The sequence below is a fragment of the Caulobacter sp. FG121 genome, assembly GCF_057809815.1.
This window is the reverse complement of sequence record NZ_JBMDKR010000002.1, coordinates 533,612-559,240: the sequence shown is the minus strand read 5'-3', so window position 1 is coordinate 559,240 and position 25,629 is coordinate 533,612. Positions and strand designations below refer to the sequence as shown.

Below are 25,629 nucleotides of genomic sequence, written 5' to 3'. Positions count from 1 at the left end.
AGATTTCGGCGGGGATGGGATTGTTGCGGTCTTGGGCAGTTAAACTGACAGCGCTGACCGGGTCGACATCCATCAGGACGAGGTGGCGATCCGCCTGCGCAATGACGGGCTGTCGAGTCTGGCCGGCGAGCTCGCCAGCATCAGCACCGCCGAGAGGATCGCGGCATGAGCGCCACCGACACGTTCACGGTTCGCATCCCCATGCAGATCCGCAAGCGCGGAGGCCGCAAGCTGATCCTCGCCCCCGATGGCGGTGGGCCGATCTGGGCGGCCCCCAGGCCGCGGGTCGACAATACCATGATCAAGGCCATCGCCCGGGCGTTCCGGTGGCGAAAGCTGATCGAGACCGGGGTCCATGCCTCCATCGAGGAGGTCGCCGCGGCGGAGAAGATCAACGCGTCCTATGTGGGCCGGGTGCTGCGGCTGACGCTACTGGCCCCCGAGATCATCGAGGCGATCATGGAGGGACGACAGCCGGCCGGCATGACGATGGCTGGGCTGCTGACGGGATTCCCGGTCGTGTGGGCCGAGCAGCGGGCGGCCCTAGGAGCATAGCGCCAGCGCTATCTGACCGGCAGATCCACCCTCCGGCGTTTCCGGGCCAAAGCAGTGTCCAGCTGGGCGGCTGCGGTTGCCGGACTTCAGTCAGGGTAGGGTAGTTTTCGGCTTGGCGCGGTTAACCTGACAACACCTTGAAACCGGATCACACCGGCAGCCCAATTAAGGGCCAGGCGCACTAAGCGGGTTCTAGCAGACTGCGCAGCATCCAGGCCGTCTTCTCGGACACCTGCATTCTTTGGGTCAGCAGATCACAGGTCGGTTCGTCGTTGGACTCGTCGGCGATCCTGAAGACCTGGCGCGCGGTGCGGGTAACCGCTTCATGGCCCATGACTAGATTGACTAACATGTCACGCGACGCCGGAACGGCCGTGTCCTCACCGATGCTGGAAAGCCGGGCGAAGGCGGCGTAGCTGCCGGGCGCGGGGTGACCAAGGGCGCGAATGCGCTCGGCGATGTCGTCCACCGCCAACCCCAGTTCAGTGTATTGCGTCATGAACATCATGTGCAGCGTCTGGAACATCGGACCGGTGACGTTCCAGTGGTAGTTGTGGGTCTTCAGGTACAGGGTGTAGCTGTCCGCCAGGAGGCGAGAGAGTCCCTCGGCGATGGCCGCACGCTGGTCGGCCGGAATGCCGATGTCGATATCCATAGCCATACTCATGTTCGGCCGCCCCATCGGGCGATGATGTTCTAAGCTTAGTCCATGGACTGATCTGATGCCATGGTTGGAGTAGGCGAGCGTTTACCTTTTACGCCGCCCAGTGAGCCCTTTCGCGTCGTTCGGCTGATTATCCGGCGGACGGTGGCGGTCTGTAGGTCCCGCAGCGTGGACCTGAACGGCTGGCTGGTCACCCAGGGATGGGCAGTCGCCTATCGGCGCTACTCGCGGGACTACGTTCGCGCCGAGGACCAGGCGCGGGCTGGCCGTCGAGGGGTCTGGTCGGGGCAGTTCGACATGCCGTGGGAGTGGCGGGCGGCGCAGAGATCTCGTTAGGTCTCTAGCCGTTTGGCCGGGGATGCGACGAGAGCCCTTACCCATGAGGGCGGCTGCCGAAGTGAGAAATCGCTTCGCTCGATCGACCTATAACCTAGAGTTTAGCCTTCAGGCATTGCCAGCCGGCAGTCTATTGGCTGACGCTGCTTATTTGGGTTCCGAGTCGAGGGGGGTATGCCGTGCTTTCACCCATGTGGACAAAACCAGCAGTCTGGAGCGCTGGCCGTGATCCTCTGGGCATGCAGGCAACTTCGGTCAGGCTCTATCGTCGGCTGGCTCCTGGCCTCACCAACGTTACCAACCGCCTGCGGTATTTCTCGTTCTATTGCTGGGCGGGGCACTTGGCGACCATAGACCCACTCTATTCCAGCGGAAAAAATAATCGATTGGATTTATATCGGTCGTTTGGAGACCATAGTTTCAGAAATGCCTACTCCGGAGTCGCTGCTGCAAGGCGACGAAGACGGTCGGCACCATCACATTGATCGTCAAGGCGGTCGTGTTCACCGAAGTTCGGAGAGAGCTATGACCAACAATGATCCTGCCCGTCCGGGAAAATGTCCTGTGATGCACGGCGGCAATACCACCACCGGCACGTCCGGCGCAGACTGGTGGCCGAACGCCTTGAACCTGGAAATCCTTGACCAGCATGACATTCGAACCAATCCGCTCGGCGAGGCCTTCAGCTATCGCAATGCGCTAGCCCAGCTCGACGTCGCGGCGCTCAAGCGCGACATGCACGCCCTGATGACGGAGAGCCAGGACTGGTGGCCCGCCGACTGGGGTCACTACGGCGGCCTGATGATCCGCATGGCCTGGCACGCTGCAGGCTCCTATCGCCTGGCGGACGGACGGGGCGGCGGCGGCACGGGCAACCAGCGGTTCGCACCCCTCAACTCCTGGCCGGACAACGCCAATCTGGACAAGGCCAGGCGCCTGCTGTGGCCGATCAAGAAGAAGTACGGCAACCAGGTTAGCTGGGCTGACCTTATACTTTTTGCCGGCACGATCGCCTATGAGTCGATGGGTCTGAAGACCTTCGGCTTCGGCTTCGGCCGCCAGGACATCTGGCGGCCGGAGAAGGACGTCTACTGGGGTGCCGAGAAGGAATGGCTTGGAGCCGACCGCTACGAGGGCGAGGACCGCGCCAGCCTGGAAAACCCGCTGGCGGCCGTGCAGATGGGCCTTATCTACGTCAACCCGCAGGGCGTTGGCGGCCTGCCAGATCCCCTGCGCACTGCCCAAGACGTGCGCGTCACGTTCGCCCGGATGGCCATGGATGACGAGGAAACCGTCGCCCTGACTGCTGGCGGGCATACGGTCGGCAAGGCGCACGGCAACGGTGACGCCACCCTGCTGGGGCCTGATCCTGAAGGCGGCCCCGTCGAGGACCAGGGCCTCGGCTGGCTCAACAAGATCGGACGGGGTATCGGCCGCGACACCGTCACCAGCGGGCTGGAAGGCGCCTGGACGACACACCCCACGCTTTGGGACAACGGCTACTTCCACTTGCTGTTCAAGTACGACTGGGAACTGAAGAAGAGCCCCGCCGGCGCCTGGCAGTGGGAGCCGGTCGACCTGGCGGACGAGGACCGGCCGGTTGATGTCGAGGACCCCTCGATCCGCCGCAACCTGATCATGACAGACGCCGACATGGCGATGATCAAGGACCCCGTCTATCGGGCGATCTCGGAGCGCTTTCGTGACGACCAGGCCTATTTCTCGGACGTCTTCGCGCGCGCCTGGTTCAAGCTGACTCACCGCGACATGGGTCCGAAGGCGCGCTACGTCGGGCCGGACGTGCCGGCGGAAGACCTGATCTGGCAGGACCCGGTTCCGGCCGGCGCCACCGGCTATGACGTTGAAGCGGTCAAGGCCCGCATCGCCGCGAGCGGCCTTTCGGTCAGCGACATGGTCACGACCGCCTGGGACAGTGCCCGCACCTTCCGCGGCTCCGACATGCGCGGCGGCGCCAACGGCGCCCGCATCCGCCTCGCGCCCCAGAAGGACTGGGAAGGCAACGAGCCGGCGCGCCTCGCCCGGGTGCTGTCAGTGCTCGAACCGATCGCGGCCGATACGGGTGCAAGCGTCGCCGATGTGATTGTGCTGGCCGGCAATGTCGGCGTCGAGCAGGCGGCCCGCGCCGCCGGCTTCAACGTCACCGTGCCCTTTGCACCGGGTCGTGGAGACGCGACAGACGCGATGACGGACGCAGGGTCGTTCTCGGTGCTGGAACCCCTCGCGGACGGTTTCCGAAACTGGCTGAAGACCGACTATGCCGTCAGCGCCGAGGAGTTGCTGCTCGACCGGGCTCAGCTCATGGGTCTGACGGCGCCCCAGATGACCGTGCTGGTTGGTGGCCTGCGCGTTCTGGGCACCAACCACGGCGGCGCGAAGTCCGGCGTGTTCACCGACCGTGAGGGCGTTTTGACGAACGACTTCTTCGTCACCCTCACCGACATGGCCCTCACCTGGCGACCCGTCGCCGGGAACCTGTACGAAATCCGCGACCGGGCGACGGGCGCCGTGAAGTGGACGGCGTCGCGGGTGGACCTCGTCTTCGGCTCAAACTCCGTCCTGCGGGCCTATGCCGAACTCTATGCCCAGGACGACAGCCGCGAGCGATTCGTCCACGATTTCGTCGCCGCCTGGACCCGGGTCATGAACGCGGACCGCTTCGACCTGGCCTGATCTGAAGCGGGGGTGCTGTCAGTCTAACGCGCACTCGTCTCCACTTTTGACCCCGCCAAGTCATTGTGGAGAAGGGGGTAGATGGGCGTTTCATTCAAGCGGCACCGGTTTCCGGCCGACGTCATCCGGCATGCGGTGTGGCTGTATTTCAGGTTCACCCTGAGCCTTCGCGACGTCGAGGAGATGCTGGCTGAGCGGGGGATCGAGGTCAGCTACGAGACCATTCGATGCTGGACCAGGAAGTTCGGACCGCAGTTCGCCAGGCGGCTGAAGAAGCTACGGCCGGCGCCATCGCCGCGTTGGCATCTCGATGAAATGGTCTGCACCGTCGGCGGCCGCCGAATGTACCTGTGGCGCGCCGTCGACGATGAGGGCGAAGTCCTGGACCTTGTGATGCAACGGTAACGCGACACCGAGGCGGCGCTTACGCTGATCAAGCGGCTGCTGCGAAACCAGCGCACCAAGCCTGTCGCCATCGTGACAGACGGCCTCGCGTCCTATCCCGCAGCCTTGGCGCAACTCGATCTGCTAGACGTCCATCGACCCGGCCGATTGAGGGAGAACAATCGCGCCGAGAACAGCCACCTGCCGATCCGACGACGAGAGCGCAAGCAGCAGGGCTTCAAGTCGCAGGCATCGGCGCAGCGGTTCCTGACTGTTCACGCTGCTGTCTACCAACGCCTTCTACACCGCCCGGCACCTGACCCGCCGGCCAACACTGAAGGTGCTCCGGGCCGAAGCCTTTGAGGCGTGGTCACAGGCGACGTGTGCCTAGATTTCGGCGGGGATGGGATTGTTGTGGATTGGGCCGGTTAACCTGACAGCGCTCGGGTCGGTATCGGCCGCCTTAGCGTGTCATCTCCGGCTCGATGGACTCTAGGCGTTTGGCAATAGAGTCGAAGAGCGCAGCGGGCTGTAAACCGAACGCCTTGGCCATCCGATAAAGCTCCAGGGCTTCGACCCTGCGTCGACCCGTTTCGATCAGCGAAATGTGGGAGTGGGATTTCCCCAAGCGTATCGCCAGCGATCGCTGGCTGAGGCCGGCTTCACGACGCGCCGCGGCAAGTACCGCCGCCACGGTTTGATACCGGTCCCTGAGCGTCGGACATACTGATCGGCTGGGATGGCATCGAGACGCCACTCGATCCGGTGCGACTGATTTTTCGGCCACGATCATCGTTTCAGCTTCGTTCCTCAAAGTCGAAACGGCGGCTTTGGCAGGATAACGTGACAGCTTTCACCGAACCCCGACGGGACCTTTCGATACCCGAACGAGTAATGTTGGATTGTCGATCAGCTGCGGGCGGCACGCCGCCCGGGTTACGGGCGGGAGTTCCAGGGCCATCGAATCGTCGTCCACGGTCAACAGACCGCCCCACCACGCGCCGCTCTCCAATGTTCTTGCATTGGATCGCTCAATCTCGAGGTCCAGACGAAAATCCAAGCTGCCGCTCTCTCTGGCGGTCGCATCCGCCGACCAGACGCCCGAAAGCTGGAAATCAGAGGCCCCCGCTACGAGCGCCGCCATCGACCATTGGCCATCGGCCGCCAGATTCAGGGAGAACTCCTCAATCCCGATTCCGCGCAGCCCGCCCGGCATGGTCGAGCGCCAGGTCCCGACCAGCGCTTCGGGACGCAGCATCTCGCCCTTTCGCCTGAACAGCGAGCGGGACCTCATATGGTCAGGTCGCGGCGCATCCGGCGGGCCCAGCGCCAGAGCCAGCGTGTCGCCCTGCACTGTCAGGCGATAGAGCCCCCGCAGGCGTGCGTTGCCCAGTTGAAGGTCAAGCTTGTGGGGCGGCTGGCCGACGGAAACATCATAAATTCCCATCGACGTCCCTTCGTCGGTACGTAAGGCAAGGGTTCCGTCATCGCGAAAGTCGAACTCCAGAGCCTTGGAGTCAGGATCGCAGGCCAACCATGTTCCGGTCAGGTCGCTGGGAATGTTCAACGGCTGCTGGCCAAGCGGGAGCTGATCGGCCCTGTTTTCGAGGAACGCCCGCATCAGCTCGAAGCTGTCGTCGGAACTCCGAAGGCCCCAATGGCCGAGTCGCGGAAGGACGCGGTTGTCCGCGCCGGCAAGCTGCGCGCTCTCTTCGAAGAGGGAGAACTGGACGTCGTGCGGACCTGAAATCGTCATGTACCGAACGCCGTCGTCAGTGCCCTTGGCGTCCAGCCTGCGGAGGAACTCGGACCCGCCGGTATGGATCTCGACGGCTTGCCGGAAGATCTTGCCCTCCGGGTCCCGGAGCAACATGACGTCGCAGGCGGGGGCTCCCGCGTTGCACCCGGCGATCAGCACCGCGTGGGACGTCAGGCGGGCCCCGTCGAGAAAGGACAGATAGTACCTGACGACCGGGGCGCCGAGACTGTGGGCTATCAGAGCGATGGGCGTTTGCGCCCCCACCTTGGGCCGCACTTCCCTGGCGATGAAGTCAGCCAGCTGGGCCGCGTAGGCAACGCAGGAACCATGCGAGGGTGGATCGAGGCTGATCGCGAACAGCTGGTTGTAACCGCACTGTCGGAAACGCTCGGCCACATGGTCCCAGGCTTGGGCGCCTTCGCCGTTCCCATGCACGAAGACGATAGGGACCGCTTCTGTCTGCGGATCGACGACATCACTCGCGGTCGAGATGCTCTGATCATCCACCGTCGGAGTCACTTCAGCGACACCATCTGGGTGATAAAGTCGAGTATCCGGGACAACTCGCGCGCTGAGGTCGGGCGAGCCCTCACGGTATAGCCGTTCAGTCGCTCGAACTGGGGCAACATCGCCAGGAGTTCGGCGATCCGGTTTCCCTTGAATGCGATGTCGAAGTCCACCGGCCAGGGCGAAAGGTAGGGTGCGATCTCGGCCCTACGCGCCACCGCCTTGATGGTGGCCTTTCGAATGAGCTCGCAGCATTGCTCCGGCGGCAGAGTGGTTGCAGCCGTGTGACTTATGGCGACCTTCGTCTGCACAGTCTCGATGTCGCCAAGGACAGCTGTCGCATGCCTGACGTAGGCGTCGTCTCCGGTCGCCAGCAGGACCGGCACCCCCAGTTCACCCGCAGCGAGCGCGCTGATATGGGTCTCGGACACCGATTGTCCGTTGATCCGCATGTCGCTGAACACACCGCCGTTGACGGTGTGCGGGCACAACCCCTCGGCCGACGCCGCGCCTACGTGGTACCCGAGAAAGACAGCGCCAACGACGCCTTCCTCCTGAACCCCCTCCATCATCAGAAGCGGACGGGGCCAGCAACGGACCAGGCGGACGAACGAGGGGAGCCGATCGACCAGGATGTTGCGGCCGTTGTAGTGGGAATCGGAGACGATGACCTCGTCGCACCCGGCCTCGTGGGCGCCTTCGCAGGCGGCGACGACCTCGTTCGTCATCCACAGCCGCGCTTCCCCGTAGTCGAAGTTGCCGGCGGTCCCGCTGTCGAAGTGAGCGATTCCGCCCACGCCTTCGATATCGGCCGATATGTAGAGCTTCATATTACCTGCATCCCCTGAGACAACGAGCCGCTCTATGGAGCGTTACAATTTCCAGCGACCGATCCAATTCATCGTTCCGATCCGTCGCCGCCACGGACCTCAATTGACGCCCCTTCGGGATTGGCCGCCCGTTGCTCGGAAAGCCATCTGACGACGTTGCGGACAAAAAGTCGGTTCTGCTCCGCGCCTGGGGCGTCGAGCCCCATACTTTGGCCGTTGGAGGCGATCTGCGAGGTGAACATCGCCGCCTCGCCGAAGGCCGCGACGCGGCCGAGCCCGACCTCGCGGGTCGCCGCCTGAAGCCAGCCGTCCGCGGGCGTCCGCGGCGTTTGGGACGTGAACACCCAAGGCTTGTCGGGCATCAGGACCACGAACCCCTGAGGGAACACGAGCAGCGGCTCGGCGCCAGGCTCCGCTTGGAAAGCCTGACCGATGAAAGTCGCGACCTGGATGACAGTCCCGCCCCCATAGCGCCCATCGGTGATCGGCCCGCTTGCCAGGGTTCCGTCTTCCGCCTTGAACAGGTCGGGCATGGTGATTCCGCCTGCGCCTCCCTGATCGACAGCGACGACCCTGGCGGCAAAGCCATCCTTGAAATGAAAGCCGAATGCAGCCGCGAGATCCGCTGCGGCGCCCGCCAGGGGCATGTGATCGGCAATCAGCAGCAGGCTCCCACCTCGCGCCACCCAGTCATGGATGGCCGCTATCTCGGCCTTACTGAACGCTGAGGGCGTTGGCCGGGGGTACTCGTTCCACGGCAGGTCCGAAGGCTGAGCGTTGGCGATCACCAGCACGTCGCAACGGTCCGGGACGCCGGCCTCGAACAGGATGTCCAGCGGTTCAAGCTGGTATCCATCCGCGCTCAACAGCCGGGCAAAGGCGGCGAACCGGCCATCAAGCTTGTGGAAGTTGAAGTGCCTTTGGTCCTGGCAGACCCTGGGCCCCTCCCCAACCTTGAAGCGGGGGTCGGAGACCCGGGCCTGGAACCCGCTGTCCTGGACCTGCAAGCCGGCATTGTCGGCGCGAAAGCCACCCGTAAGTAGGGCGGCGCTCAACATCATCGGGATGATCACGGCTCTCATGCCCGTACTTAGATCATATGACCCATGGGTCATAAAGGGGAAATTGGCCCAAAGGCGACGTTTGCTGACGTCGCCCAGACCGGGGACGTCGATCGTCTCATCACGGGACGCCTTCCGCCTGACGACTCAAGATCGACAATTCACAGTCGGAGTCCGGGATTTCTCGCCTAATAACTCTTGGGAAGACCCAGAACCTTCTCGGCGATGAAGTTGAGGATCATCTCGCGGCTGACCGGGGCGATGCGGGCGATCATGGCTTCGCGGAAGTAGCGTTCGACGTCGTATTCCTTGGCGTAGCCCATGCCGCCGTGGGCCAGTAGCGACGCTTCACAGGCGCGGAAGCCCGCTTCGGCGCCGAGATATTTGCCGGCGTTGGCCTCGGCCCCGCAGTCGCGGCCGGCGTCGTAGAGCGCCGCGCCCTTGAAGGCCAGCAGGTTGGCCGCCTCGAGCTCGGCCCAGGCCTTGGCCAGCGGATGCTGCACGCCCTGGTTCTGGCCGATCGGCCGACCGAACACGATCCGCTCGTTGGCGTAGGTCGCCGCCTTGGCCAGAGCCGCGCGGCCCAGGCCCACGGCCTCGGCGCCGAACAGCACCCGCTCGGGGTTGAGGCCGCTGATCAGATACTGGAAGCCCTTGCCTTCCTCGCCGATCAGATCCTCGGCGGGGACCTGCAGGTCCTCGATGAAAAGCATATTACATTCAACGGCCTTGCGGCCCATCTTGGGGATCGGCCTGGCGTCGATCCTGGCCCGGTCGAAGTCGGTATAGAACAGGCTCAACCCCTGCATCGGCTTGGCCGTCTGGTCCCTGGGCGTGGTTCGGGCGATGATCAGGATCTTGTTGGCGCGCTGGGCCATGGTGGTCCAGATCTTCCGGCCATTGATGACGTAGCCGTTGCCCTTGCGCTCGGCCCGGGTCTCGAGATTGGCCGTGTCGAGGCCGGAGTTCGGCTCGGTGACCGCGAAACAGGCCTTGTCCTCGCCGGCGATGATCTTCGCCAGATGGCGCTGCTTCTGCTCGGCCGTGCCGAACTTCACCACCGGCATCAGGCCGAAGATGTTCAGGTGGATGGCGCTGGCCCCGGTGAAGCCCGCGCCGGACTGGGTGACCGTCTGCATGACGTGCGCCGCCTCGGTCAGGCCCAGGCCCGCGCCGCCGTATTCCTCCGGCATGGCGATGCCCAGCCAGCCGCCGTCGGCCATGGCCCGGGCGAAGGCTTCGGGAAACTCACCGGTCTCGTCCGTGCGGCGCCAGTACTCGTCGTTGAAGTCGGCGCAGATGCGGCCGACCGCCTCGCGGATGGCTTCCTGCTCTTCGGTGGGCCAGAAGCTGCTCATGCGTCCTCGCTGGGGTTGTCGAACCGGCGCGGGTCGAGCCGCGCGGCCACTACCGAATGGACTGGTTTCTCCAGCGGCTCAGGCGGGCGCCGGCGGGCGCGAGTACTCGTCGACAAGCAGGCGCTTGAACAGCTTGCCGGTCGGCTCGCGCGGGAGGTCCCTGCGGAAGTGGATCTCCCTGGGAACCTTCACGCCGCTGACCTTCTGGCGGATGAAGGTGGCCAGGTCCCGGGAGAGCTCCGGGGTCGCCGCGGTCCAGTCCAACGGCTGGACGACCGCCACGACCCGTTGTCCCATCTCCTCGTCCAAAACGCCGAACACCGCGACGTCGAGAACTGCCGGATGGGCGAGCAGGGCGTTCTCAATCTCCTGCGGATAGATGTTCACGCCACCGGAGATGATCATGAAGCCCTTGCGATCGGTGAGATAGAGGTAGCCGTCCGCGTCGATCCGCCCGATGTCGCCGAGCGTCCGCCAGCCGTGCTTGTTCTGGCTCTCGGCTGTCTTGAGGGGATCGTTATGGTACTCGAAGGACGGGCCGCCTTCGAAATACACATGACCCTCGGCGCCGATCGGCAGGGGATCACCCTGAGGATCGCAGATCCGCAGTTTTCCCACGATCGCGCGCCCGACCGAGCCCTTGTGAGACAGCCATTCTCCCGGATCAATGACACAGAGGCCGGCGCCTTCGGTGCCGCCGTAGTATTCGTGGATGATCGGTCCCCACCACGCCATCATCGCTTCCTTTGTGTGGACGGCGCAGGGCGCCGCGCCGTGGATGGCGCCCGCGTGGGTGGTCAGGTCGTACTTGCCCTTGATCTCGGCGGGCAGCTTCAGCAGGCGAACGAAGTGCGTCGGCACCCACTGCGAATGGGTGACCCGATGGCGCTCGATCGCCGCCAGCGCGCCTTCGGCATCAAAGTGCTCCATTAGCACCACGACCCCGCCAAGCCGGTGGACCGCCATGCACCAGCGCAGCGGCGCCGCGTGGTAGAGCGGGGCCGGGCACAGGAAGATGCTCTGCGCATCCATCCCGTAGAGCGTCATCATGCGCTCCGCCTGCGGCGAGGGCGCGCCGTGTGCGAGCGGCTTGGGCTTGACCCCCTTGGGTCGTCCGGTCGTGCCGGACGAGTACAGCAGGTCCTGGCCCGGACGGTCGCTTTCGACGGGGTCGGCCGGCATCGACGCCCGCAGGGCTTCGAAATCCTCGTAGCCGGGACGGGCGCCGCCGACCGACAGAAGGCGAAGATGCGCGAGGCGATCCCTAAGCGCGTCGGGGACGTCGCCGAGCGTGGTGGACGTGATCAGCGCCTTGGCTCCGGAGTCCCTGACGATGTACTCCGCCTCATCCGCGGTGAGCCGGCTGGACAGGCAACAGAAGTAGAGCCCGGCTTCCTCTGCCGCCCACATCACCTCGAAATATCGAGGATGGTTTTCCATGAACACCGCGAGAACGTCACCGCTGCGCAACCCGAGCTGCCTCAACAGCTGGGCGCCCTGTCTGGCCCGGACTTCGAGCTCACCGTAGGTGATCGTCTCTCCACTCCCGGCCATGACAACGGCGGGGTTGTTTGGCGACTGGAGCGCGTGGTTTCTAGGGTGCATGAACGCCTTCTGGGCCCGAACGAAGTGACACTATGGCAGACCGCATGACCCGGCGGTCATATTATTTTGTCTGGCCCTAACCCGGCATCACGCGACCGCCGGGAATAGGCGGCGGAACAGGCGTATGACGTCGTTGCTGCCAGTGAGGGCTATTCCGGGGCGCCCTGACACGCATTGCCGGAGCCTCGGCGCCTCTTCGGCGACAACCCCCGCAGTTGCCTCGGCCCCCGGTCCTCGACTGATCGGCATTGCGCGCCGTTGAGCAGCGCCTCGATGTCGGAAAGCGCCTCATCGACGAAGCCGCAGAGCGCTCCAAGCTCACGCCTGCGAATCAGCAGCATCGTGGTCAGAGAGGCCCGCTGGGCAATGTGGCCATGCTGTCCAAGCTCAATGACATGGCCAATTTCGGCAAGCGACAATCCGGCCCGACGCAGCCTGGCGATGAACAATAGACGCGTGCGCGCTTCCAGGTCGAACCATCGGTCCTTCGAGCCTTCGCGGGCCAAGGACACCAGACCAAGGTCCTCATAGTGGCGGATCGCCCGAGGTGTCAGTCCGGTGAGCTGGGCGATCTCGGAAATGTACATTCTCTGGTCTCGACGGTCGGGAAAGCCGCCCGGCGGCGTGCGGCAGGATTGAGATCTGAGTTAGGGCCGGCTACGCCGCCGGCGTCAGACCCAGACGTTCACGAGCGGCCTCGGGAGACGCAAGCCGGAACCCCAGGTCCTCAATGATGCGCCTGGCTTTCACGCACAGCTCGGCGTTGCTCTTCGCCAGCACGCCTCTCTCAAGGTAGATGTTGTCCTCCAGGCCTACGCGAGCATGGCCGCCGAGCAGAGTGGCCAGCGCCACCATCGGGAACTCGGAGGGGCCGACGCCGAACGCGGACCAGATCGCCCCCGCCGGCAACATGCTGCGGCCCAGTTGGATCGACTCCAGGGTCGCCGGCCAGCCGTACTTCACGCCGAGGACGAACGAGAAGAGGGGAGGACCGCTGAAGGCCTCGCTCGCCAGCAGCTCGTTGGCGAGCACCAGGTCACCGGGGTTGAATATCTCGATCTCCGGCTTGCAGCCGGCAGCGAGCATCTCCTGGGCCATGATCCGGGTATTCCGCCGGGTGTTCATCACCACCTGGTCGCCCGAGTTCATCGTGTTCAGGTCGAGGGTGCAGATTGCAGGCTTCAGCTCGAGAATGTGTGGAATCCGCTGCATCGGAGGCAGGAGCGAGGTGCCCGGGGCGGCGATCCTGGGATCGTCGGGATCGGGAATGAAACGGCCGCCCGGACCGGTCGTCAGGTTGATCACCAGGCGTGTGTTTCTGGCGCGAATGCGTTCGACGACCTCGGCGTAGTGGGTGGTCTCCATCGACGGTCGGCCATCGTCCGTATGGCGGACGTGAATGTGGACGACCGAGGCGCCCACCTCTGCGGCCTCCAGCGCCGAGTCCGCGATCTGTTGGGGAGTGATCGGCAGGTGCGGTGTCTGCTCGGGCCGGGTGATGTTGCCCGTTATGGCGCAGGTCAGAATAACGTCGCGCATTGCGCTGACTCCCGGACTTAGAGATGGCGGCCGCCGTCGACGAAGATCGTGCTGCCGGTGGTCATGGAGAGCAGCCGCGCCGCGCAGAGGATCGCGTTCGCGACCTCGGTGGTGGTGGCCAGGCGACCCAGCGGCGTGGCGGCGATCGTGCGATCGACGAACTCGCGGCTTCGGCCTTTGACGAAGTCGGTCTCCAGAGCGCTGGGCGCGACGTTGACCAGTCGGATGTCCGGCGCGAGGGCCTTGGCTAGCGAGACGGTCATGGCGTCCATGGCAGCCTTCGCGCCGACGTAGGCGATGTTGCTGCCCACGCCGGTGCGGGCCGCGACTGACGAGACATTGACCACGCAGGGTTCACGTCCGGCCCGGAGCCAGGGAGCCAGGTCCCGGATCAGTTTCAACACGCCGCCGGCGTTCGACGCCATGACGACGTCGATGGTTTCGTCGTCGAGCAGTTCGATGGCCTTCAACGGCACCGAGCGTGTCACGCCGGCGGTGTTCACCAGGACATCAATCCTGCCCAGCTCACGACCGACCCAATCGGCAAAGGCGCGTATGGATGCTGCATCGGTGAGGTCGACACAGGCGTGTCCGACGCCATCGGGCGTGGTTTTGCCGGACGGCGTCGACCTTGACGCGACGACGACCCTGGCGCCGAGGCTCTTCGCCTGTTCGACTACCTGCGCGCCGATTCCGCCCGCGCCGCCGACCACGACCACGACCGCATCCCGGAAGCCGTCGCGCAGGAGCGCATCCAGGGGCTGGCTGCCCGGCGCGGGGCCGCTGGCTATGTCGCTGGTCATCACAGGTGCCTCAGTCCGCCGTCCATCGCGAGGGCCGGTCCGTGCATGAATTTCTGACCGAAGGGCTCGAACCTTGCGGTTCGGAGGTAGTCGAGGTTCAGCTCGACCCCGATCCCGGGTGTCTCGGGGATCTGCAGGAAGCCACGCTCAATGCGGTTGATCGCGCGGACGACATCTGTCCATGGCGCGCGTTGCTCGCGGACGTAGCCCTGAACGTCCCAGTTGACGGTGCATGCGGCCAGCTGGATGTGGCAGGCGGTGACGACCGGGCTAGTGAAGTTGTGCGGCACGATCCTCTGGTGCCTGGACTCCGCGATGGCCGCGATCTTCTTGAGCTGGGTGATCCCGCCGGCGAGGCCGACGTCGGGCCGAAGGATCGAGATCTCGTGACAGTCGGAGAACTCCCGAAACTCCCAGATGTTGGTGTTGCGCTCGGCGAGCGCCACTGTTCCGCCGATCCGCGGCGCGACGGCCGCCGCTGAGGTCACGCTGAACGGCTGGATGGGATCTTCGATGAAGTAAGGCCGCGCCGCGCGGATATCGGCGGCGAACACGGGGGCCAGGTCCGGCGTGAGATTGCGGTGCACCTCGACGGCGAGGTCCACATCCCAGCCAATGGCCTCACGAGCGGCCATCACCAGATCGGTGACATCCCTCAGAAGCCTGGCCGTAGGCTTGGTCGACCAGCCCGCCAGGAACGGCTTGATCTTGAGCGCGGTGAAGCCATCGGCCACGGCTTCCCGCGCCTTGGAAAGCAGTTCCGTCTCCGTGGTCGCCTCGACTAGCAAGATCGCCCGGACCCGATCACGGACGCGGCCGCCCAGGAGATCCCAGACCGGGGCCTGCAGGGCCTTGCCCTTGATGTCCCAAAGCGCCTGGTCCATCGCGCTCATCGCCGCCGAGGCGGCGGCATCGCGCATGGAGTTGTGCTTCATCAACCTCTGAAAGTGGAACTCGGGCCGACGGGGGTCTGCGCCCAGATACTCCGACTTCAGGTCTTCGAGGATCGACTGAACGGCAAGAGGATGGGGATGATAGGTGCTCTCTCCGCAGCCGGTGATCCCGCTTTCCGTCGTTACCGCGACAAAGAGCCAATGGCCGGCCACGAAGGTCTCGACGGTCTCGATGCGCATTCGGAAGTCCCTCCCAGCGATGCGCTCCGTATATGACCCATCGGTCATAATCGCAATAGGGCATCTGGCGCTGGAGAGGCCACTAGCCTTGCGCGTGCGTAGGCACTATTCAGGTACTGGACGTGCGGGTCATAAGGGCCCGTTGGCCGCCCTCAGGAGACTTTACCGGCGTGACCATGCAGTTTCCCGACATCGAGGTCATCCGCTTCGCCACCTATCTGAGCGCTCTGGCGGACGAAATTCGAAAGAACCGGAGCGGAGAGAAATCGCGCCTGAGACTGAAGTCTGCGGCCGCTCGTTTGCTCGAGAATATCAGCCATCGAGACCTCCTGGTGGAGCAGATCTGCCGCGAGGCGGGTGTCGCGAAGGGAACCTTCTACATCTATTTCAAGAGCAAGGACGCCTTCCTGCGCGAACTCGCCTCGAAGTTCATCAGTTTCGAGGTGCAGACCTACCCTAGATTGTCGTCCAAAAACACGCCGTTCAGCAATACAAGGCACTGGGTTTACTGGTACGAAAAGAGTTTTGCGGCGAATGTTGGTGTAATCAAGTGCATGGTTCAGATGGGAACCCATGACGAAGAGATGCGCCAGCTCTGGCATGAGCGAAATGCCCGCATCGTCGACCGCTCGATGGCGGGGTGGATGAAGACCCGTCCGGGGGAAGATCCCACCATGCAGCGATGGTTGATGCGGACCGCAGGGGGCATGCTCGATCAAAGTCTGTTTGAGCGATATGGCATCCAGACTGGCCAGGGCCTTGAAGAGCCGGACGACCTCGAGTTCCTCATCAACCTGCATTCCTTGCTGAACTTCCGGGCCCTCTACGGTCACAATCCACCGGCCGAGGAATTCGATCTGGACAGCCCGTTCCGGCGGCTCGTTGAAGACAAGAGCTGAAATCCAATCACACTTGATAATATGACCCAAGGGTCATAAATAGTCCCCGCAGAGACGCTCAGGCGGCCGGGACATCTTCATGCGTGTGATCACCGATCAGCTTCGTTTTCCCGAAGGGCCGATCGCCCTGGAGGATGGCAGCGTACTGGTCGTGGAGATCGAGGGGCAGGCGCTGTCGCGAGTCCGACCGGATGGCGTGATCGACGTTGTTGCAAGCCTCGAAGGCGGCCCCAATGGCGCTGCAATGGGGCCGGAAGGCTGGTGCTACGTCTGCAACAGCGGGGGGTGGCACTACACGAGTGAGGCCAATGGCTGGCGACGCCCGACCAGGCAGGACGACGCGCCGGGCTGGATCGAGCGCGTTCACCTTGAGACCGGGCGAGTGGAGCGCCTGTACGACCGTTGCGGCGACCTGCGCCTTCAATCGCCCAATGACCTGGTTTTCGACCGCCGGGGGGGATTCTACTTCACCGATATCGGCAAGCGACGCCCGCGCGTGATGGACGTCACCAGCGTCTTCTACGCCCGGGCGGACGGCAGCGGCATCGTCGAGGCGGTCTCGGGCCTGGTCACGCCCAACGGCGTCGGATTGTCGGCGGACGAGACCACACTCTTCGTGGCCGAGACGATCACGAGGCGGATCTGGGCCTTCTCGCTGACGGCGCCGGGCGAAATCGCGGCCGAGCCGTGGCCCTCGCCGAACGGCGGCCGCCTTGTGGCGGGTCTGCCCGACAATAATTTCCTCGATTCCCTCGCGCTTGATGCCGAGGGCAACGTGGTGGTGGCCTCCTTCAATCGCTGTGGCGTCTGGACGGTGTCGCCCGATGGCCACCGACGGGAGTTTCTGCCGCTCGACGACTACTACGCGACCAATGTCGCGTTCGGCGGGCCGGACCTGAAGACCGCATTCGTCACCCTCTCGTCGACCGGACGCCTGGTCGCGATCGACTGGCCGCGCGCCGGCCAGCCGGTGAACCACGTCAACATCCCGCTCTAGCATCCGCCCAACAGGAGACGTCCGTGTTCCCCGATCCGAGTTCCAGATCCGCCGAGCTGTTCGCCCGCGCCGCCGCCGTCATGCCGGGCGCCAACACACGGCACATGGTCACCTTCGGGCCCTACATCGTCTACGGCGACCACGGCGAGGGCTGCCGTCTGACCGACGTCGACGGCAACGTCTATCTCGACTGGATCAACAATTTCTCGACCCAGATTCATGGTTACGGATTCGAGCCGATCCTTGAGGCCGTCCGGACCCAGATCGAGAAGATGATCTGCTGTATCCTGCCCAGCGAGCCGGAGATCGAGCTGGCTGAGATCATCTGCGGCCGGATCCCGGGGGTCGAACAGGTCCGGTTCGCCAACTCCGGGACCGAGGCGGTGATGGTCGCCATCAAGGGCGCGCGCGGGCTTACCGGGCGCAGCCGGATCGCCAAGGCTGAAGGGGGCTACCACGGCCAGTTCGATCTGGTTGAAGCCAGCTTCCTGCCGACACCGGACAACTGGGGGCCGGACGATCGCCCGGCCGCGCCGGCCTTCGGTCGCGGGACGCCCAAGAGCCTTCTCGACCAGGTCGTGGTCATCCCCTTCAACAATGTCGAGGCCACCATCGCCAGGCTGGAGGAGAGCGCAGGAGACCTCGCCTGCGTGATCATCGACCCGATTCCGGCCAGGCTCGGGTTCACCCCGGCGACGCTCGATTATCTGATGGCCATCCGCGACTTCTGCACCCGCAACGGGTCGCTGCTGATCTTCGACGAGGTGTTTTGCAACCGGGCCGGCTACCACGGCGCCCAGGGCCGACTTGGCGTGACGCCGGACATGACGGTGATGGGCAAGATCATCGGCGGGGGCTTCCCGATCGGCGCGATTGGCGGCCTGAAGTCGGCGATGTCCGTGTTCGACAACCTCGCCGGGCCTCTAAAGGTAAGCCATAGCGGGACCTTTACAGCCAACCCGATTTCGATGGCCGCCGGCGTCGCCGCGATGAAGCATCTGACCCCGCAAGCGTTTGATCAGCTCGAGCGCCAGGGCGACCGTTTCCGGGCCGGTCTGACCAAAATGATGAGCGCGGCTGGCCTGGAGATGCGGGCCAACGGGCTGGCCTCGATGACCAGTCTGCAATTCTTCCGGGAACCGGCCCTGAACTATCGTGAATTCCATCGCCGCTCCGGTGACAACTACCTGCAACGGATGCAGGCGCTCCACCGGGCGATGCTCAACGAGGGCGTCCTGATGGCTACCCGTGGAGTGATGATTGGCTCCACGGCGATGACGGATGCGGACATTGATGAGTCCGTCGAGCGTGCGGGGCGCGCCTTGTCCGCCTTCGCTGCCGTCCCGAACGCCGCCTGATCACGGCGAACCAAGGGCACAGCCATGGAAACGGGCGCAGTTGGAGCCGGTCCGCTGTCCGGCGTAAAGATCTTGGACCTCACGGCCGTCGTCTCCGGGCCGTTCGCCACCATGTGGCTGGCGGATCAGGGGGCGGAGGTCACCAAGATCGAGGCGCCGGACAAGGGCGATCAGGGGCGCTACGTCGGCGCCGGGTTCCTCGGTTACAGCGCGCTGTTCGCGACCTGCAACCGGAACAAGCGATCGATCGCCCTCGATCTGCGCACGGCGGAAGGCATCGAGATCGCGCTCCGGCTGGCGGCTGCCTCCGACGTACTGCTGGAGAACTTCCGCCCCGGCGTGACCGAACGGCTCGGTCTTGGCTACGAGGCCGTGCGGGCGGTCAATCCCGGGCTGATCTACGCCTCGATCAGCGGCTACGGGCCCCAGGGCCCCTACACCGGGCGCAAGGCCTACGATTCCCTGATCCAGTCGGTCTCGGGCCTGGCCGACGTGCAAGGCGGCGGGGGCGAACCGCACCTCATCAACACCATCATCTGCGACAAGGTGGCAGGGCTGACGGCGGCGCAGGCGATCACCTCTGCGCTCTACGCCCGCAGTCGCGACGGGCAGGGACGCCAGGTCTGGGTGTCGATGCTCGAGGCGGCGCTGGCCTTCAACTGGCCGGACGTGATGTGGAACGAGACCTTCCTGTCGGAGTCCTTTCAGCCGGGGCTCAGCATCGCCGACACCTACCGCCTCTGGAAAACCCGCGACGGCCACGTCGCTGTGGTCTTCATCACCCAGACCGCGTTTCACGACTGGTGCGCGGCGCTGGGCGTCACCTGCGAAATCGCCGCGGAACGGTTTGAAACCGAGGCCGCAAGCCGTCTTCGGTGGCTGGAGCTGCAGGAGCTCTGGGAATCCCGCATCGCGATGTTCGACACCGACGACGTGGTGCGCAGGTTCCACGCCCATGGCGTGCCGGCCGGGCCGGTGCTCCGTCGCCACCAGGTCGCGGGCGATGTGCAGGTGGTCCATGACTGCAGCGTGGTGAGGACCGAGCACGCCCGCCATGGGCCGATGCAGATGTCGGCCCCCGCCGCCCGCTTCAGCGACTTCGCCCCGCCGCCGCCACGTCCGGCTCCGGACCTGGGGCAGCAGTCCATCGCAATTCTCGAGGAGATCGGGTTTGGCGAAGCCGCCGCCGACCTGATCGCGCGAGGGGTGGTCAGGGCGCCGCCCGTTTGAGCTTTGGCGGCGCGCCGGTCGTCAGGTCGCGGCGGCCGCGACAAGGCGCGCCGGCGAGACCGCGAGAAACGGGGCGGGGGAGAGAATGCAGGACTCCTGAGCCTGCACCAGGCCCGCGATCTCCTTCACATAGGACCGCCATTCCGGGTCCTTCCAGAGGATGTCGCGGCGGCGCGCCCGTTCGTCCAGGCTGTCATATCCCCACAGATGGACGACCTTGTTCAGGGGCCCGATCTCCACGGTGTAGTAGCCGACAAGGCATCCCAGGATACGGGTCTGCACCGCCAGACCCTTCTCGGCGTAGGTCTTCAGATATCGGGCGCCCGCGCCCGGCGCCACGGTGTAGGTCCGCATCTCCACGAGCACGTGCAGGTCTCCTGTGCTTTCGACAGTCCGTCAGTCGGCGAGGCGCCCGGGGGCGTCGCCAGGACCATATATGACCACATGGTCATTCAAGACCAGCACTACTGAAAGGATTTTTCCCAATCACGCTTAACGTCGGCGCTTGCAATATGACCGAAGGGTCATATAAGGTCCACGCATGACTCCCTGCAACGAAGCGCATTGGCGGACGGCATGAAGATCGACCACATCGAGGCTGTTCACCTCTACTTTGAATATCCCCCTGCCGAGACCTTCACGACGCCGGCGGGGCCGGTGAAGGGGCGGCTCACCACCCTGATCCGTGTTCACACCGACAATGGCCTGGTGGGGGTTGGTTCAGGCTACGCCCATCCGGCCCTGGTCCAGGCCACGATCGACCACCTGAACCCCTACCTGAAAGGCCGGAGCCTGGACGGCGATTTCCAGGACCGCATCGTCAGAATCTGGCGCTACATGTCCCTGTGGAGTCGCTGGTACGGGCGCAAGGGCGCCGCCGTGGCGGCTCTGGGCGGCGTCGATCAGGCGCTTTGGGACCTTTTCGGCAAGGTCGAGGGCAAACCGGTATGGGCGCTCCTCGGGGGGCAGCGCAGCGCCTGCCCGGCCTACGCCAGCGGGCTGCTTTACAGCTCTCCGGAAGAGGTGGCGAGCAAGGCGGGCCTTCTGGTCGAGCGGGGCTTCCGCCGTGTGAAGATGCGGATCGGCTACAGCTGGGACTACGACAACGCGGCGGTCTCCGCTGTTCGGAAGGTGATCGGACCGGAGAACGACCTGCTGACCGACGGGACGCATCGATTCGATCCGGAAAGCGCCGAGCGCATGGCCGACGAACTCGTGAAGCACGGCGTGTTCTGGTTCGAGGAGCCGTTCGAGCCGCACGAGATCGATGAGTACGCCGCCCTCACGCGCCTCAAAAAGCTGCCGATCGCCGCGGGGGAAAACGAGTTCGGCTATGAGGGTTTCCGCGAGCTGATCCGGGCGAAGGCCGTCGACATTGTCCAGCCTGACGCCAGTCGCTGTGGCGGGATCACCGAGGTTCTGCGTGTCGCGGCCCTGGCCGAAGAGAACGGTCTCAAGTTCGCGCCTCATTCCTGGTGCGATCCCGTCGCCATTATCGCCAACGCCCACGCCGTCGCTGCGCGCGCCAACGGCCTCACGGTCGAGATCGATCAGACCGGCAACCGCTTCATCAACGAACTGCTTGGCGAACCGCTGACCGTGAGGGACGGCTTGCTGGAGCTGGGTCACGCCCCCGGCCTGGGCATCGACCTGGATCCGGCGGCCCTCCGCGCCTTTGCGCTCCCGGACCCGTTCAACCTGCCGATCGGCAACCACTGCGACATCCTGGTAGGGCCGCCTTCGATCATGTCGCCAATCCCGAAATACGTCGACTGGGCCGACCGGCTCCGCCCGGCAAAACCCCAACTGTCCCTCGGGCAGCCGGGCTGAGGTGCGCCATGTCCAGTGACTCCCCGACCCGGAATGGCGCTGATCTGTTGTTGCAGACCCTCGTCGCCAATGGTGTCACCACCTGTTTCGCCAACCCAGGGACGAGCGAGATGCAGTTTGTCGCCGCCCTGGACCGTGCGCCGGACATGCGCGCCGTGCTCTGCCTGTTCGAGGGCGTGGCCACCGGCGCGGCCGACGGCTACGCCCGCATGTCGGGATCTCCGGCGGCGACGTTGCTGCACCTCGGGCCCGGCTACCTCAATGGCGGGGCCAACCTGCACAATGCTCGCCGGGCCCGCAGCCCGGTCATCAATGTGGTCGGCGACCACGCGACCTATCATCGGCAGTTCGACGCGCCGCTCAACAGCGACATCGCCGGCATGTCCAGGCCAAACTCCAAATGGGTCGCGTCGGCCGAGTCCCCCGACGACGTCTCCCGGCTGGCCTGCGAGGCCGTGGCGATGAGCCGCGCCAAGCCGGCCGGGCCCGTGACCTTCATACTTCCGGCTGATTCCGCATGGCTGCCGACCTCCACCACGCCCTGCGTCGAGGCGCCAACGGCCCCGACGCCGCCGTCCGTCGACCGAATCCGCGCGCTCGCCGATCGATTCCGCCGATCCGAGGCGCCCGTGGTGCTGCTGGGCGGGGACGCCTGCGGCGAGGGGGCCCTTTCCGCGGCCTCGCGCCTCGCCCGCGCAGGTGCGCGCGTCTTCACCGAGACCTTCGTGGCGCGGCAGCAGCGGGGAGGGGGCCGCTTTGCCCCCACGCGCCTCGCCTATTTCGCCGAGGCGGCGGAAGCCGAGCTTGCCGGGACGGACCTGCTGCTCCTGGTCGAATCCCAGGCGCCTGTGGCGTTCTTCGCCTACCCCGGACGGGCCAGCGAGCTCACGCCCGAAGGGTGCGCCGTTGAGATCCTCGCGAGCCCGGCCGAAGACGGCGCCGCGGCGCTTCAGGCGCTCGCAGACGCACTCGATGCGCCGGTCCCGCAAGGCGCGGGTCCTGGTGCTGCCGAGCCGCCGTCGCCGAGCGGCGACCTCAACGCCCACCTGGCCGGCGCGTCCATCGCGCGCCACCTGCCCGCCAACGCCATCATCAGCGATGACGCCGTTACGGCCGGCCAGCCCATTTTCGACGCGACGCGTTCGGCGGCGGCTCACGACTGGCTCATGCTGACCGGCGGCGCCATCGGACAGGGGCTGCCCGTCGCGATCGGTGCGGCTGTCGCCTGTCCCGATCGCAAGGTCATCTCGCTCAATGGGGACGGGGCAGCAATGTACACGGTCCAGTCACTGTGGACGCTGGCCCGCGAGCAGCTGGACGTCATCGTGGTCGTGTTCGCCAACAGCGCCTACCGCATCCTGGGTGTTGAGTTCACGCGCACAGGTTCGGGCGACAAGCCGGGCGCCGCGTCGAGGAAGCTGCTGGATCTCGGCGATCCGCTCATCGACTGGGTCGCGCTGGGCCAAAGCCTGGGTGTTCGAAGCGAGCGATGCCTCACCGGCGAGCAGTTCGACCGCACCTTCGCCGCGGCCATCCGCGCCCCGGGGCCGCATCTCATTGAGGCCGTGACGGGTGGCGCCGGTCGGCGGCTGTATGGCGGCTCCCCCGCCAGCTAGGTCCACGGGTCGGGCGGTGGCGGGTTGGGCTGCCGGTGGCGACAGATCGGTCCCGGAATTCCCTAATACTAGACCAGATGGTCATATGTGGTCGGATAGGCGGGCTAGTCGCGCTTCGCGGTGCGGCGAAAAAGTCCATATAACAAGGGATTATCTCGCCAAATCTGACCGTGCATTTTATATGACCGACGGGTCGTATTTTTGTTGCATGAACTGATATCGATGTCATCATGCTCCACGCAAAGAGCCCGAGCGGGGCTGCAATGGGAGGGGGTTCTTGGATGCGTAAGCAGATTGGAGTTTCCGCGATCGCACTGGCGGCGGCCGCGTTTGGATGGTCGTGGGCAGGGGCGGCGTTCGCGCAAACGCAGGTCGAGGAGGTGACCGTCACCGCGACCAAGCGGGAGGAGAACCTGCAGGACGTGCCGGTCTCGGTTACGGCGGTTACGGCCGAACAGCTGGAAGCCCGGGGCGTGGTGTCGCTGCGCGACCTTGAGTTCTCGGTTCCGAACTTCGCCTTCGGCTCGAATGACTTCAACCGGCGCCCCGACGTGTCGTTGCGCGGCATCTCTTCGACGGCCCGCAACGGCGGTGAGGACGGCGCCATCGGCTTCTACGTCGACGGCGTGTTCCTCGCCCGGCCGACCGACTGGAACTCCGACATCCAGGATCTTGAGCGCGTTGAAGTGCTGCGCGGGCCGCAGGGCACCCTGTTCGGCAGGAACACCATGGCCGGCGCCATCAACATGGTGACCAAGCGACCGGGTTCCGAATTCGGCGGAAACGCCAATCTTGAACTGGGCAACTACGACTATCGCCGCCTGGTGGCCGCCGTGGATGTGCCGCTGATCGCGGAGCGCCTGTTCGGCCGCGTCTCATTCAGTCGGGTCGAGCGTGAAGGCTACGTGGAGAACGTCTATGACGGCTCCCGCATCAACAACGAGGATCGCTGGGGCGCCCGACTTCAGTTGCGGGCCCTGCCCTTCGAGAACCTCGAGGTCAATCTCAGCACCGACTACATGACCGAGAACCCGAGCCGGGTCATGCGCGAGGTCATTTCCGGCCCGAACCCTCTGACCTACATCCCGGGCCCCCGGACGGTGAACTTCGATCGCGAGTCGATCAACGAGCGCACGCTCCAGGGCGTCCACCTGACCATCGAGGCGGGTTTCGGCGACTACGACTTCACGTCGATCACCGCCTTCCGGACGTCATTCGTCGATTTCGAGGTCGATGAAGACACTGGTCCGCTGGACAGTCAGCGTACGAAGATCGTCAATGACAACCAGCAGGTCAGCCAGGAATTCCGCATCGCGTCGCCGCAGGATGGCAAGTTCGACTTCGTCGCCGGCCTGCACATGATCTACGTCTATGCCGACGCGTCGGGCGGCTATGTTCAGCACGGGGTCGACGCCGGCGCCTTCTATCCGGGTTCCGTCTCGGCCTCCAGTACGGTGCACACCAACGGCTACGCCCTGTTCGGCAACGGCAACTATCACCTTACCGACACGCTCACGATCAACGGCGGGGTTCGGATCAGCTACGAGACCAAGCGGATCGCGTTCCAGCGGATAAACACCGGCGGCGGCTTCTTCGGGGGCGTGTTTCCCAACTTCGGGCCCTATCGGGACGACCTCATCGAGCAATCCATTTCGCCGACGCTTGGCCTGCAGTACAAGGTCAGCGACGACGTCATGGCGTATGCGAAATGGAGCCGCGGCGACAAGAGCGGCGGCTGGAACGCCGGCATCAGCTTCCGCGGGGCGACGCCCTTTAAGCCTGAGCAGGTCGACAGCTATGAAGTCGGCTTCAAGGCCGACTTCCTCGATGGGCGCGCCCGGGCCAATGTCGCGGCCTTCTACATGGACTATCGCGATCTCCAGGTGACCACATTCGGCGGCTTGTCCTCGGGGATCGGCTTCAACGTGGACAGCGCCGCGAAGGCCAAGATCAAGGGTTTCGAGGTCGACTTCACGCTGATCCCGATCGACGGACTGACGATCTCGGGCGGTCTGGGCTACCTCGATACCGAATATGCCGACTACGTGACCAGCGCGACGACGGACAACAATGGCAACCGGCTCGTCTACGCGCCTGACTGGACCGGCAACCTGGTGGCCGAGTACGAGCGGCCCATCGGCGGGTCTCTCGTCTTTTCGGCCAGGGCCGACTGGTCCTATCGTGGAAACCAGTACAGCACGCCGACCAACACGACCGCCTCGCTGACGCCGTCCTTCAATCTTTTCAACGGCCGGGTGGGAATCGCCTCGGATGATGACCGGTGGGGCATCTACATCTGGGGCAAGAACTTGGCGGATGAAGACTACCTGCTGTGGCAGGACCACATCGGGACGGATGATGTCGGGGCGTACGGACCGCCCCGCATGTACGGGGTGTCCCTCACCACCCACTTCTGAGTGTGACTTGACGGGCGCGGGGTATCCCGCGTCCGTCTGTTTTCTTCGTCAATTCTG

The 25,629-nt window shown here is 64.9% G+C and carries 22 protein-coding genes and 1 pseudogene; 11 read left to right on the top strand and 12 right to left on the bottom strand.

Features of this window, described 5'->3' with window-relative positions; translation table 11 throughout:
* The first annotated feature begins 165 nt into the window (after nt 1-165).
* On the top strand, nt 166-555 hold the full coding sequence (locus ACODSL_RS08770) for a hypothetical protein (protein WP_488900281.1): 390 nt from the start codon (nt 166-168) through the stop codon (nt 553-555).
* A gap of 181 nt (nt 556-736) precedes the next feature.
* On the opposite strand, the gene ACODSL_RS08765 is transcribed toward ACODSL_RS08770, so the two are convergent.
* Entirely contained in the window at nt 737-1,222 is a 486-nt protein-coding gene (locus ACODSL_RS08765; RefSeq protein WP_488900280.1) for a Dps family protein, read from the bottom strand.
* Between the two features lie 60 nt (nt 1,223-1,282).
* On the opposite strand from ACODSL_RS08765, the gene ACODSL_RS08760 reads away from it, so the two are divergent.
* The 3 genes and pseudogenes from ACODSL_RS08760 (at nt 1,283) to ACODSL_RS08750 (ending at nt 5,021) form a co-directional block, all read left to right on the top strand.
* Nucleotides 1,283-1,555, top strand: coding sequence for a thermonuclease family protein (locus ACODSL_RS08760; protein ID WP_488900279.1), 273 nt, complete (start codon nt 1,283-1,285; stop codon nt 1,553-1,555).
* A gap of 525 nt (nt 1,556-2,080) precedes the next feature.
* Entirely contained in the window at nt 2,081-4,246 is a 2,166-nt protein-coding gene (gene katG, locus ACODSL_RS08755; RefSeq protein ID WP_488900278.1) for a catalase/peroxidase HPI, read from the top strand.
* Nucleotides 4,247-4,327: 81 nt separating this feature from the next.
* A pseudogene (locus ACODSL_RS08750) lies at nt 4,328-5,021 on the top strand (IS6 family transposase).
* Between the two features lie 72 nt (nt 5,022-5,093).
* Here the strand turns inward: ACODSL_RS08750 and ACODSL_RS08745 are convergent.
* The 10 genes from ACODSL_RS08745 to ACODSL_RS08700 form a co-directional block, all read right to left on the bottom strand.
* On the bottom strand, nt 5,094-5,324 hold the full coding sequence (locus ACODSL_RS08745; RefSeq protein ID WP_488900277.1) for a helix-turn-helix domain-containing protein: 231 nt from the start codon (nt 5,322-5,324) through the stop codon (nt 5,094-5,096).
* Between the two features lie 159 nt (nt 5,325-5,483).
* A complete protein-coding gene (locus tag ACODSL_RS08740; protein WP_488900276.1) occupies nt 5,484-6,896 on the bottom strand; it encodes an esterase/lipase family protein in 1,413 nt (470 codons plus the stop codon).
* An 8-nt stretch (nt 6,897-6,904) separates the two neighbouring features.
* Nucleotides 6,905-7,726 (bottom strand): M55 family metallopeptidase, encoded by an 822-nt coding sequence (locus ACODSL_RS08735; protein WP_488900275.1) that lies wholly within the window; start codon nt 7,724-7,726, stop codon nt 6,905-6,907.
* Nucleotides 7,727-7,794: 68 nt separating this feature from the next.
* Nucleotides 7,795-8,808: a hypothetical protein gene (locus ACODSL_RS08730; protein ID WP_488900274.1), complete on the bottom strand. Its 1,014-nt coding sequence runs from the start codon at nt 8,806-8,808 to the stop codon at nt 7,795-7,797.
* Nucleotides 8,809-8,975: 167 nt separating this feature from the next.
* Nucleotides 8,976-10,145, bottom strand: a complete 1,170-nt coding sequence (locus ACODSL_RS08725) for an acyl-CoA dehydrogenase family protein (RefSeq protein ID WP_488900273.1) — start codon at nt 10,143-10,145, stop codon at nt 8,976-8,978.
* Nucleotides 10,146-10,223: 78 nt separating this feature from the next.
* Nucleotides 10,224-11,750, bottom strand: coding sequence for an acyl-CoA synthetase (locus ACODSL_RS08720; protein ID WP_488900272.1), 1,527 nt, complete (start codon nt 11,748-11,750; stop codon nt 10,224-10,226).
* Nucleotides 11,751-11,899: 149 nt separating this feature from the next.
* Entirely contained in the window at nt 11,900-12,337 is a 438-nt protein-coding gene (locus ACODSL_RS08715) for a helix-turn-helix domain-containing protein (protein WP_488900271.1), read from the bottom strand.
* 70 nt (nt 12,338-12,407) lie between these two features.
* A complete protein-coding gene (locus tag ACODSL_RS08710; protein WP_488900270.1) occupies nt 12,408-13,289 on the bottom strand; it encodes a beta-keto acid cleavage family enzyme in 882 nt (293 codons plus the stop codon).
* Nucleotides 13,290-13,306: 17 nt separating this feature from the next.
* Nucleotides 13,307-14,092, bottom strand: coding sequence for an SDR family NAD(P)-dependent oxidoreductase (locus ACODSL_RS08705; protein ID WP_488900269.1), 786 nt, complete (start codon nt 14,090-14,092; stop codon nt 13,307-13,309).
* Nucleotides 14,092-15,225: a mandelate racemase/muconate lactonizing enzyme family protein gene (locus ACODSL_RS08700; RefSeq protein WP_488900268.1), complete on the bottom strand. Its 1,134-nt coding sequence runs from the start codon at nt 15,223-15,225 to the stop codon at nt 14,092-14,094. The genes ACODSL_RS08705 and ACODSL_RS08700 overlap by 1 nt, the downstream gene beginning before the upstream one ends.
* A gap of 176 nt (nt 15,226-15,401) precedes the next feature.
* Between ACODSL_RS08700 and ACODSL_RS08695 the strand changes: the two genes are divergently transcribed.
* The 4 genes from ACODSL_RS08695 to ACODSL_RS08680 all read left to right on the top strand — a co-directional run bounded on the left by ACODSL_RS08695 (nt 15,402) and on the right by ACODSL_RS08680 (nt 19,709).
* Nucleotides 15,402-16,124 (top strand): TetR/AcrR family transcriptional regulator, encoded by a 723-nt coding sequence (locus ACODSL_RS08695; RefSeq protein ID WP_488900300.1) that lies wholly within the window; start codon nt 15,402-15,404, stop codon nt 16,122-16,124.
* A 79-nt stretch (nt 16,125-16,203) separates the two neighbouring features.
* Complete coding sequence (locus ACODSL_RS08690) at nt 16,204-17,121, top strand: SMP-30/gluconolactonase/LRE family protein (RefSeq protein ID WP_488900267.1); 918 nt, start codon at nt 16,204-16,206, stop codon at nt 17,119-17,121.
* 23 nt (nt 17,122-17,144) lie between these two features.
* Nucleotides 17,145-18,479, top strand: coding sequence for an aspartate aminotransferase family protein (locus ACODSL_RS08685; RefSeq protein WP_488900266.1), 1,335 nt, complete (start codon nt 17,145-17,147; stop codon nt 18,477-18,479).
* Between the two features lie 24 nt (nt 18,480-18,503).
* Nucleotides 18,504-19,709 carry a CaiB/BaiF CoA transferase family protein gene (locus ACODSL_RS08680; RefSeq protein WP_488900265.1) on the top strand — a complete coding sequence of 402 codons (1,206 nt, stop codon included), beginning with the start codon at nt 18,504-18,506 and terminating at the stop codon, nt 19,707-19,709.
* 21 nt (nt 19,710-19,730) lie between these two features.
* Here ACODSL_RS08680 and ACODSL_RS08675 read toward each other — a convergent pair whose 3' ends face one another.
* The gene (locus ACODSL_RS08675) at nt 19,731-20,075 is read right to left on the bottom strand and encodes an NIPSNAP family protein (RefSeq protein WP_488900264.1); all 345 of its coding nucleotides are present in this window, start codon (nt 20,073-20,075) and stop codon (nt 19,731-19,733) included.
* Nucleotides 20,076-20,285: 210 nt separating this feature from the next.
* On the opposite strand from ACODSL_RS08675, the gene ACODSL_RS08670 reads away from it, so the two are divergent.
* The 3 genes from ACODSL_RS08670 (at nt 20,286) to ACODSL_RS08660 (ending at nt 25,572) form a co-directional block, all read left to right on the top strand.
* Nucleotides 20,286-21,539 carry a mandelate racemase/muconate lactonizing enzyme family protein gene (locus ACODSL_RS08670; RefSeq protein WP_488900263.1) on the top strand — a complete coding sequence of 418 codons (1,254 nt, stop codon included), beginning with the start codon at nt 20,286-20,288 and terminating at the stop codon, nt 21,537-21,539.
* 8 nt (nt 21,540-21,547) lie between these two features.
* Nucleotides 21,548-23,155, top strand: a complete 1,608-nt coding sequence (locus ACODSL_RS08665; protein WP_488900262.1) for an acetolactate synthase large subunit — start codon at nt 21,548-21,550, stop codon at nt 23,153-23,155.
* A gap of 281 nt (nt 23,156-23,436) precedes the next feature.
* Nucleotides 23,437-25,572, top strand: coding sequence for a TonB-dependent receptor (locus ACODSL_RS08660; RefSeq protein ID WP_488900261.1), 2,136 nt, complete (start codon nt 23,437-23,439; stop codon nt 25,570-25,572).
* Nucleotides 25,573-25,629 lie beyond the last annotated feature (57 nt).

Bases quoted from the DNA above. Each gene is read 5' to 3' on its own strand.
- ACODSL_RS08735 (WP_488900275.1), bottom strand. From the start codon at position 7,726: ATGAAGCTCTACATATCGGCCGATATCGAAGGCGTGGGCGGAATCGCT.
- katG (WP_488900278.1), top strand. From the start codon at position 2,081: ATGACCAACAATGATCCTGCCCGTCCGGGAAAATGTCCTGTGATGCAC.
- ACODSL_RS08695 (WP_488900300.1), top strand. From the start codon at position 15,402: ATGCAGTTTCCCGACATCGAGGTCATCCGCTTCGCCACCTATCTGAGC.
- ACODSL_RS08665 (WP_488900262.1), top strand. From the start codon at position 21,548: ATGTCCAGTGACTCCCCGACCCGGAATGGCGCTGATCTGTTGTTGCAG.
- ACODSL_RS08765 (WP_488900280.1), bottom strand. From the start codon at position 1,222: ATGAGTATGGCTATGGATATCGACATCGGCATTCCGGCCGACCAGCGT.
- ACODSL_RS08705 (WP_488900269.1), bottom strand. From the start codon at position 14,092: ATGACCAGCGACATAGCCAGCGGCCCCGCGCCGGGCAGCCAGCCCCTG.
- ACODSL_RS08725 (WP_488900273.1), bottom strand. From the start codon at position 10,145: ATGAGCAGCTTCTGGCCCACCGAAGAGCAGGAAGCCATCCGCGAGGCG.
- ACODSL_RS08720 (WP_488900272.1), bottom strand. From the start codon at position 11,750: ATGCACCCTAGAAACCACGCGCTCCAGTCGCCAAACAACCCCGCCGTT.
- ACODSL_RS08680 (WP_488900265.1), top strand. From the start codon at position 18,504: ATGGAAACGGGCGCAGTTGGAGCCGGTCCGCTGTCCGGCGTAAAGATC.
- ACODSL_RS08730 (WP_488900274.1), bottom strand. From the start codon at position 8,808: ATGAGAGCCGTGATCATCCCGATGATGTTGAGCGCCGCCCTACTTACG.
- ACODSL_RS08700 (WP_488900268.1), bottom strand. From the start codon at position 15,225: ATGCGCATCGAGACCGTCGAGACCTTCGTGGCCGGCCATTGGCTCTTT.
- ACODSL_RS08710 (WP_488900270.1), bottom strand. From the start codon at position 13,289: ATGCGCGACGTTATTCTGACCTGCGCCATAACGGGCAACATCACCCGG.
- ACODSL_RS08660 (WP_488900261.1), top strand. From the start codon at position 23,437: ATGCGTAAGCAGATTGGAGTTTCCGCGATCGCACTGGCGGCGGCCGCG.
- ACODSL_RS08760 (WP_488900279.1), top strand. From the start codon at position 1,283: ATGGTTGGAGTAGGCGAGCGTTTACCTTTTACGCCGCCCAGTGAGCCC.
- ACODSL_RS08670 (WP_488900263.1), top strand. From the start codon at position 20,286: ATGAAGATCGACCACATCGAGGCTGTTCACCTCTACTTTGAATATCCC.
- ACODSL_RS08770 (WP_488900281.1), top strand. From the start codon at position 166: ATGAGCGCCACCGACACGTTCACGGTTCGCATCCCCATGCAGATCCGC.
- ACODSL_RS08690 (WP_488900267.1), top strand. From the start codon at position 16,204: ATGCGTGTGATCACCGATCAGCTTCGTTTTCCCGAAGGGCCGATCGCC.
- ACODSL_RS08715 (WP_488900271.1), bottom strand. From the start codon at position 12,337: ATGTACATTTCCGAGATCGCCCAGCTCACCGGACTGACACCTCGGGCG.